The organism is Hyella patelloides LEGE 07179 (assembly GCF_900659865.1).
Lineage (GTDB): Bacteria > Cyanobacteriota > Cyanobacteriia > Cyanobacteriales > Xenococcaceae > Hyella > Hyella patelloides.
The window spans coordinates 1-2,939 of the sequence record NZ_LR214060.1 but is presented as its reverse complement, the minus strand read 5'-3'; the positions used below and the strand labels follow the sequence as shown (position 1 = coordinate 2,939).

Genomic DNA, 2,939 nt, shown 5'->3' with positions numbered 1-2,939 from the left:
ATATTTTGGAATAGGAGACGGGGGAAATATTAATATTACGGCAACAGAATCGGTGATTGTAGATAGAGAAAACAGCAATAGAGACTCTAGTACAATATCGAGTCGTATATTTTCAGAAGGAAACGCTGGCGATATTGAGATAACTACAAATTCATTAGATGTAACCAATGGTGGTTTGATTTCAACCGATATTTCGGGAAGAGGAGAGGGGGGAGATATTAGTATCAGTGCAACAGAATCGGTGATTGTAGATGGTGAAAAAATCAATGGAGATTCTAGTACAATATCGAGTCGTATATTTTCAGAAGGAAACGCTGGCAATCTTGAGATAACTACAAATTCATTAGATGTAACCAATGGTGGTTTGATTTCAACTGATACTTTTGGAAGAGGAGATGGGGGAAATATTAGTATTACTGCAACTGAATCGGTAATTGTAGAAGGAGAAAAAAAAATAGCTCTTCTAGTGAAATATCAAGCAATGTATTTCTAGAAGGTCAAGGAAACGCAGGCGATATCAAGATAAATACAGGTTCATTAAGACTTACAAATGATGCTTTTATTTCAAGCGACATTGTAGGAAGAGGAGATGGGGGAAATATTAGTATTACTGCAACTGAATCGGTAATTGTAGGAGAGAGAAGCAATAGCGATTTTAGTGGAATATCAAGCGGTGTATTTCTAGAGGGTCAAGGAAACGCAGGCGATATCGAGATAACTACAGGTTCATTGAGACTTACAAATAGTGCTTTTATTTCAAGCGATATTACGGGAACAGGAGATGGGGGGAATATTACGATTGATGCAACTGAATCGGTAGTTGTAGATGGAGAAAAAAATAATAGAGGTCCTAGTAACATATCGAGCGGTATAGGATTTAAAGGTGCAGAAGGAAATGCAGGCGATATCAAGATAACTACAGGTTCATTGAGACTTACAAATGGTGCTTCGATTTTAAGCGAGACTTTTGGAGTCGGAAATGGGGGGAATATTACAATTGATGCAACTGAATCGGTAGTTGTAGATGGTGAAAGCAGCAGTCCTGTTCCTAGTAGAATATCGAGCGATTCAAATGGAGCAGCAAACTTTGGCGAGCTTGAGATAAATACTAATTCATTAAGACTAACAAATGGTGGTCAGATTACAGCCAATAATTCTGGATTGGCAAATGAGGGAAGTATTAGGATTAATGCAACAGAATCGGTGATTATAGATGGAAAAACAAGCGTTGGAGGAGCTAGTAGAATATCGAGCAATGTAGAAAGAGGATCGAAGGCTGGCAATATTACGATCACTACAAGTTTGTTACAATTAATAGATGGTGGTTTTATTACAACTGATGCTGCTAATAATGTTGCTGAACTAGGATCTGGAGAGGCGGGTGAAATATTAATTGACGCTGATATTGTTTTGCTAGGAGAAGATTCAACAATAACTACCGAAAGTATTACAGAAGGAAACGCAGGAAATATCATTTTGAATGCTTCTGATACTTTAGTGTTGGAAAATGCTTCAATAACCAGCAATTCCTCTGAATCTGCGGGAGGAGAAATCACAATTGCTGCGGGAGATATTCGTTTGCGAGGTGATAGCGATATTGTAACTTTCGTAAATAATGGCGTAGATAATGGAGGAGACATTACGATAACTGCCGATTCAGTTATTGCTTTTGATGATAGTGATATTTTTGCTTTTGCTCAAGATGGAACAGGAGGAAATATTAACCTGGACACTCCCGTGTTTTTTGGAGAAAACTTTACCTCTAATTCTCTAACAGGCAATCCCGATTTTTTAGATAATAACTCTCGCGCCGATCTTAATGCTACAGGATCAGTTTCGGGTACGGTTTCTGTTCCTGATGTTAGTTTTATTCAAAACAGCCTATCGGAATTACCAGATAACTCTTTGGATACCGATGAATTACTGGCTAATAGTTGCGTTGTACCAATAGGAAATAGAAAACAGGGTAGATTTATCATTACTGGCGGTGAAAGTTTACCAGTACGCCCAGGAGATAGTTTACCTTCTAAATATCCTACAGGAGAGGTACGTAACCTACCAGATAATAATAACAGTTGGCAACCAGGCGATCGCATTGTCGAACCCCAAGGAGTGTATCGCTTAACTAACGGTAAGCTAGTGTTGAGTCGTAAATGTCTGTAGTTATAAGAATTTTTGCTATTAGAAGTAACTGCGGCTCTTTTATATCGTCAATTACAAAAGGAATTTAGATCATGGAGTTTAATTGGGAAAAAGCCAAACAAACAGTCGACAGTTTGATCTTTGAAAAAACAGGTAAACATCTGAGCGATATTGAAATTTTAATTTTGCACGGTGCTTGGGAAAATAAAACCTATGAAGAAATAGCCGAAGCAGGAAACTATACTAGCAATTATTTGAGTAAAGATGTAGGTAACAAGCTATGGGGTAATATTTCCCTAGCTTTAAAAGAAAAGGTATCTAAAAAGAATTTTAAGGCAGCTCTGCAAAGAAAATGTCGCGAACCAACTCAAGTTGATTTTGTTAAACATCAAACTCCAATAAATAACTCTTTAAAATTGGAAAATTTGACTTTTCCCGAAGGTTTAATTGCGCTGGATTCTCCTTTTTATATTGAAAGACTGCAAGTGGAATCTACTTGTTATGAAACTATTATTAAACCAGGCTCTTTAATTAGGATTAAAGGAGCTAAATGGATGGGAAAAACATCTTTAGTTTATCGTATTTTAGAGCGAGGTCGTGTTGACAATCAAAAAGTAGTATATCTCGATCTTGGTAGCGTCGAGCGATCAATTCTTCAAGATTTGGACAAGCTACTACGTTGGCTTTGTGTGATGGTTTCTCGTCAATTAAAGTTAGAAAATCAAGTAAACGATTATTGGGATACGGATATTCTTGGTAGTAATGACAATTGTACCGTTTATTTTGAAGAATATATA

2 protein-coding genes and 1 pseudogene are annotated in these 2,939 nt (G+C 37.0%); all 3 read left to right on the top strand.

Translation table 11 applies throughout. The features are described from left to right. Positions 1-493 (top strand): annotated as a pseudogene (locus H1P_RS36650) (two-partner secretion domain-containing protein); the annotation flags it as partial. 236 nt (positions 494-729) lie between these two features. Next, positions 730-2,163: an S-layer family protein gene (locus H1P_RS28330; RefSeq protein ID WP_144874037.1), complete on the top strand. Its 1,434-nt coding sequence runs from the start codon at positions 730-732 to the stop codon at positions 2,161-2,163. Between the two features lie 71 nt (positions 2,164-2,234). Continuing rightward, a partial coding sequence (locus H1P_RS28325) for an AAA-like domain-containing protein (RefSeq protein ID WP_186376191.1) occupies positions 2,235-2,939 on the top strand: 705 nt, incomplete at its 3' end.